Annotated in this window: 6 protein-coding genes; 3 read left to right on the top strand and 3 right to left on the bottom strand. The window is 37.5% G+C overall.

The annotated features are described in order from the left end of the window. Positions 1-249: 249 nt before the first annotated feature. The 3 genes from V7149_RS14695 to V7149_RS14685 all read left to right on the top strand — a co-directional run bounded on the left by V7149_RS14695 (position 250) and on the right by V7149_RS14685 (position 3,349). Positions 250-1,008, top strand: coding sequence for an AAA family ATPase (locus tag V7149_RS14695; RefSeq protein ID WP_335346362.1), 759 nt, complete (start codon positions 250-252; stop codon positions 1,006-1,008). Positions 1,009-1,104: 96 nt separating this feature from the next. Beyond that, positions 1,105-1,407, top strand: coding sequence for a DUF5634 family protein (locus V7149_RS14690; protein WP_335346361.1), 303 nt, complete (start codon positions 1,105-1,107; stop codon positions 1,405-1,407). A gap of 511 nt (positions 1,408-1,918) precedes the next feature. Then, positions 1,919-3,349, top strand: coding sequence for a Na+/H+ antiporter NhaC family protein (locus V7149_RS14685; RefSeq protein ID WP_335346360.1), 1,431 nt, complete (start codon positions 1,919-1,921; stop codon positions 3,347-3,349). 57 nt (positions 3,350-3,406) lie between these two features. Here V7149_RS14685 and V7149_RS14680 read toward each other — a convergent pair whose 3' ends face one another. From V7149_RS14680 to V7149_RS14670, 3 genes are all read right to left on the bottom strand, one after another. After that, positions 3,407-3,841: an SRPBCC family protein gene (locus V7149_RS14680; protein WP_335346359.1), complete on the bottom strand. Its 435-nt coding sequence runs from the start codon at positions 3,839-3,841 to the stop codon at positions 3,407-3,409. Between the two features lie 78 nt (positions 3,842-3,919). Then, positions 3,920-5,467: an AMP-binding protein gene (locus V7149_RS14675; RefSeq protein WP_335346358.1), complete on the bottom strand. Its 1,548-nt coding sequence runs from the start codon at positions 5,465-5,467 to the stop codon at positions 3,920-3,922. Positions 5,468-5,470: 3 nt separating this feature from the next. Beyond that, positions 5,471-6,291 (bottom strand): SDR family NAD(P)-dependent oxidoreductase (locus V7149_RS14670; protein WP_335346357.1); only part of this gene is annotated, 821 nt, incomplete at its 5' end.

The following is a 6,291-nucleotide window of genomic DNA, read 5'->3' as shown; positions in this document are numbered from 1 at the left end:
TTTAATGATTTTCATGTTTCATCTCCATTCTTTTAAAGGCAATACTCTAATATACATGACCCAGATGCCCGTTTTGATCACATACCCCCGTCTTAATAGAAGTACCCCCAATGTCTAAAGCTAAAATTTTCATTTCATTTATCCTTTTTTTATGTTTGATTTCTTTTATTACATTTTACTATCCTTTAAAGGAATAATTTCCAATTGTTTGTTAAAATAAAACAAATTCAAATCATAGGAGAATTAAGCATGGAGCATTTTATAGAAAATGATTATTTAAGAGGGATTAAACTTAAACGTGATCATATCCCTTCCTTTAACAAATTCCCATTTAATTTACCTAGCATTCAAACGCTGGATGAGCTATCCTTTCATCCGAATGTAACTTATTTTGTGGGTGATAATGGCATGGGGAAATCAACTTTATTGGAAGCGATTGCGGTTGCGGCTGGATTTAATCCGGAAGGCGGTTCATTTAATTTCAATTTTGCTACTTATGATTCCCATTCGGAATTAGACAATTATATTAGGTTGGTGAAGGGAGTTATAAAACCTAGTGATGGATTCTTTCTTCGAGCAGAAACCTTCTATAATGTAGCGTCTAATATTGAGGAAATGGATAGGGAATTCGGGACAAGCCCGAAAGTTATCGATTCTTTCGGAGGCGTGTCACTTCATAAACAGTCACATGGGGAATCTTTTTGGGCAACTTTCATGAATCGGTTTGGGGGAAACGGCCTTTACATTATGGATGAACCAGAAGCAGCGTTATCTCCCCTGCGACAATTATCCATGCTGGCAAGAATTCACGAATTAGTCCGTCAAAATTCCCAATTCATTATTGCCACTCATTCACCCATCATCATGTCTTATCCGAATGCTGCCATTATCGAATTTACAGAGGATGGCGCAAAAGAAACTCAGCTTGAAGAAACGGGACATTTCCGAATGATGAAACAATTTTTTGAGAACCGAGAAAGAATCCTTCATCATTTACTGAACGACTAAAAATACAACTACGGAAGAATTTCATTCCTTTTATTAATGAAAAGATCTAAAGAATGCCATATTAAGTATAGGATTAATTGGAAGGAGCAAATTTCTATGGAATTTTTACCACGAGAACAAATCATTAATGAATTACAGCAGCCGTTTCAATCCTATATCGAAAAATATGGTATTGATGATATTGGTATTTTTGAGGAACATGGTGAAGGTGATCGGTACTACCTAGGATATACTGTGAATAAAGAGGGGAAAACGTTCCATATTCATAGCCCTTATCTTAAAAATGATCAAGGTGAATTAGTACAAGAAAATGATGAGTGGACACTTGAATCTGATAATCCTAGTTTGAAGGATCATCGTGGTTATGATGACTTAGAAAGTGTGTTTCGTGATATCTAATTGAAGTAGTTTCTCCAAAAACGCATGGCTAATAATGAAATCCATGCGTTTTTTTTTACTTGTTCTGTTCAGTTCAGGCACCCGTTCTCAAAAGTTTTAACTTTTTGCGGACACTGAGAACATTATTTTCATAATAACGCTATTTTGGAGGTGTGGTCGGACACTGAGTACGTTAATTAATAAAAATCACGTAAAAATGAAGCATTTTAGCGAAATAACGGAACGTATGTCCGTTTAATCCAAGAATTACCCTAGTAGACGTAATTATGACATTAGTATATTACCAACTTAAGCCCTTCATTGGCGTAAGAGAATAAAGTATAAAACGAAAAAATCGGTAATGGAGAACCAAAACTCCTTGCTGGTTTTTTTATTATTTTAAGGGGCCTCTTAAAACCATTAGTAATAATCACAAGCTGGATTTGGCAATACTAGCTTAGTGAATGAGTAACTTGGGCTTTATGTATATCTCTAACGTTTAAATAGAAACAGGCTAAGGGGAGGAACCATTTTGGAGCACGCTTGGCTTTCTTTATTACCATTTATCATCGTCATTTCCATGTCTATATGGTTAAAAGACATTCTGCCGGGACTTGTTGTTGGGCTTCTGGTTGGATCTATCCTAGTATCATCTGATCTATTAGCCGGTACTCAGCAGGCGATTTCCTATGTCGTCAAAACTTTATCTAACGATACAAATATTAAGATTGTCGGGTTTTTATATTTATTTGGCGGTCTGGTTGGAATGATGAATATCGCAGGGGGCATTAAAGGCTTTTCAGAATGGATTGGAAAACGTATAAAGACCGAGCGCGGGCTGCTTGGGCTTATTTGGCTGACCCTTCCGTTTACGTTTATGATGCCAATGTTTCGGATTATGATGATTGGACCGATTGTTAAATCTCTCATTAATAAAATGAACCTTTCAAGGCAAAAGGTGGGCATGACACTAGATATATCGACAGAGTCCGTTATCGTCTTATTACCAGTAGCCACAGCCTTTGTCGGATTTATGGTCTCTTTAGTGGCCGGGGGAATCCAAGGTTTAGACTTAGGAATGTCACCCTATCAAATATTTTTACTAAGTATTTTATTTAATTTTTATGCCATCATCATGTTAGTCATCGGAATTATCCAAACCTTTTTTCCGCCTTCTAAGAAAATGATGAATCCCAAAGCAACAGCGAATCAGGAACATAGTGAGCATGAAGAACATGAATTCCATCGATTGGGCATCAAAAAGGAATTGTCTTTAGTAAAAGCACAGCCGTGGCATTTAATCTTTCCAGTCTTTATCTTGCTGGCATTATCGTTATTTCTATTATGGCAAAACGGAACTTCCCTCGGGGCTAAAACCATTTTTGAAGCATTCTCCATGGCAGATGCCACGTTTGTCATGCTTTTGGCAGTTTTTATTTCACTTATTTTAACCTTCACCTTTTATATGATAAGGAGACAAAAATTGAGTGAAGTCCTGTATCACTTTTACGATGGAGGTAATCAAATGATGCAGGCCATCAGTCTCCTTATTTTGATTTGGGCATTAACTTTGTCGGCCGAAGATCTTGGCTTTTCAGAATTTATTGGGTCAACATTAGGAACCTTTTTACCTGCTTTTATGACCCCTGCAACGATATTTTTGATCGGATCGATAGTCGGCTATTTTATAGGGTCATCGTGGGGAACTTGGGGATTATTAATGCCTCTGGGAATCACCTTAGCCGTTTCTACCGGGGCTTCTATCCCTTTGACCGTAGGGGCTGTATTTGCCAGCGGAGCATTTGGGGCAATCACCTCGCCGCTTGGTGATACAACCATTACAACTGCATCTATTCTCGACCTCTCTCTTGTCGACTATGCCCGCTATAAATTGAAGGTTTCTGCTATAGGCGGGGCTATAGCGATTGTAGTGTATTTGGTAAGTGCATTATTGATTATTTAAATTTATGATATTCAAAAGCCCCAACAGATCGTTGGGGCAATGAAACTTGAAGGGTTATTATTTAACTATTCCAGCTCTTAATTTATTCACCCCAAATTCAAGATAAGCCTTTAAACAGGTAAGCATATAAACCCAGCCTTCCTTATTATCTATCAATTGGCTGATGAAATCATCAGCTTCCTCATTAAAACCTTCTTCATTAACTTCAATAATTGTACTTGAATCATCTAGTTCATCTAGTGAAATGGTGACAATATGCTCCTCTCCATTCGCACCCCATTGGAACACAATTTTTTTATTTTCAATGATTTCTATCATTTTTAGTTCGCCTTCGGCATTGTACTCATCATATCTGCATGTAATGATCTTACCCGCTTCCCATTTTTCAGAACTTGACGAAAACCAAAAGTTACCAATTTTTGATGGATCCACGAAGGCTTCAAATACTTCATTTGCCGGTTTAAATATTTTAAACTTTGTCAGATTGTTCATATGCATTCTCTCCTCAATTTACAAATTTCTATCAGGTAGACCTATTATTTTATCCAAAAGCTTTAGTAGACAAGACACTTATCCTTCCATATTTTTTAACCGCTTTTTATCAAGTTTCCCCAAAGGAGTATATGGCATCTGATCGATGAAAACGATCTCTTTTGGAACTTGAAACCTTGCAACTCTAGGGCGCAGCCATTCAAAAATCTCCTCTTCTGTAAGGTTAGCATGTCTCATTGGTTTCACGAATGCTTTCAACCTCTGTCCAAATTGTTCGTCATTCATGCCGATCACAGCCACATCTTCTATAAGATTATGTTGGATAAGAACCTGCTCCAATTCAATCGGGTACACATTTTCTCCAGCGGAAACAACCATATCATCCTTTCTTCCGCATAAAAAATAATACCCATTATGATCACGATAACCTAAATCACCTGTTTCAATCCAAGAAGCCTTCCTATTTCTAAATGACCACTTACTTTTCACGCAAAATTGTCCAATTGTATCGGCTTCTACCTCATCCTTATTTTGATCCAGTACTTTTAAGGGGACACCATTTATTCTTTTTCCAATCGTATGAACTGAATACTTTAAGTCCTGCGGGGCTGCAATAATATTTAAGCCCGTTTCCGAAGTGCCGTACAAATTGCACAAGACATTTCCTAATTTATGAAAAACCTCATCTGCAAGTTTAGGATTAAGCTGTGCACCGCCGGAAGCTATACATGAAAGAGATTTTAAATCCTCAGCATTATGCTTTAACATTTTATGGATCATTAGAGGCACGACCGTTACGACTTGAACCTTGTGCTCTCGAATAAGCTGGCAGGCTTTTTGAGCCTGAAACCCTTTGCTGATCACCACTTTTTTCCCTAATGTGATAAATAAAAATAATACAGCTACACCATAGCCATGGTAGATAGGAGTAGCAATATAAACAGGATTGTACTTCATAAGCTTAAGTCTAGTGAGCAGACTGACAAATGGATTTAAATAATTGAATAGTGATGGTTTATGAGAGGCTTCCTTTGATTTTCCCGTCGTGCCGCCTGTCAGCAGCATGATTTTACCCATAGAAGTTCTTTGCAATTTTATTTCCTTATTCATATTTGTGGTCATTAACTGATTGATTGCAGGCAGTTGGTCATGATAGCTCAAAACCTTTTCTTTTGTGTAGTTTGCTTGATCAATAATCGTCCTTAACTCCGGATCATATACAAGGAAGTCAAAATGATGTTTTTCCAATTGTGATATAAACTGATTTTTGCTCATTTCTGGATTGAGTAAATAAATATCTGCTCCTAATCGAGAAACAGCAAAAATAGATCTGACTAAGGAAGTGTGATTTTTACACAGAAAACCTACTTTCTGACCGCACCTAAGCCCGTATTTTTCTAATAGAACCATAGAAAGTTTTTCTGATTGGGAGAATAATTGGTTGTAGCTTATTGTTTCATTATCGTCAACTAATGCAACTTTGTTCCCGTATGCCCCTTTTGCAATTTGCAGGAGAGTCATGATATTGATTCCGTTCTTTGAAATCGCTGCCAGTAACCTATATAAGCCTAAAGGGGAAAGTAATTTGATTTTATATAAAACGAATATGAGTTTTAATATTTTCATGTTTCATTTCCCCTTTTTTCTTAAAATAACTGGGCTAAAACGTTCCCATATTCCTCTAAAAACTATGGATGCAAGCTGCCCAAATATTAGCCACCACGGCCTGTACCTTTTTCTTTTTGTATACATCGTTTGGCAAATGATTTTGGCAACATGCTCGGAGGACATGGCAGGCATTTTTTGATAAGCAGCTGTTGGCAGGATCATTGGTGTTTTAACTAATGGCAGATAGATCGTTGTGGTTGAAATCTCCTTTGCATTCAATTCAGGAGCTGCGGACCGAAGCCATGTATCAAAGGCTGACTTGGATGCCTGGTATGCAGCCCAAAAGGGAAATGGCAGCAGTAAAGCGTTGATAGTAGAAACATTAATGATCTGACCTTTATTTTTTTCAAGTATCGGAATAACTGACAACAGTAGTTGAACCGGTGCAAAATAATTAATGGCCATCGTACGGGTAAAATCGTGGTACCGATCTAGGGAATGCATAATAGATCGATTAATTGATATTCCCGCATTGCTAACAACGATGTCCAATCCGGAAGGCAGGTGTCGAATGAATGTCAGCAGTCCCTGCATCTCTTCATCCACTCTTAAATCTGCTGGAAAAATACTAACTATTGCTGCTGACTTTTCAATTTCTTTTTTCATCGTCAACAGCTTCTCTTCTCTTCTTGCTACTAATAGTAAATGGACATTTAGCTCCGCTAGCATATAGGCTAACTGCTCCCCAATACCTGAGCTTGCACCCGTAATAAGGATTGTCTTTCCATGCAATGTGCTTTGCAGCTTCACCTTGTTTAAATATGTTGGCGGAAATAATAATC

Origin of the sequence: Bacillus sp. JJ1503 (assembly GCF_036965125.1) — a bacterium.
GTDB lineage: Bacteria > Bacillota > Bacilli > Bacillales > Cytobacillaceae > Cytobacillus.
This window is presented reverse-complemented; position numbering and strand designations above follow the sequence as displayed.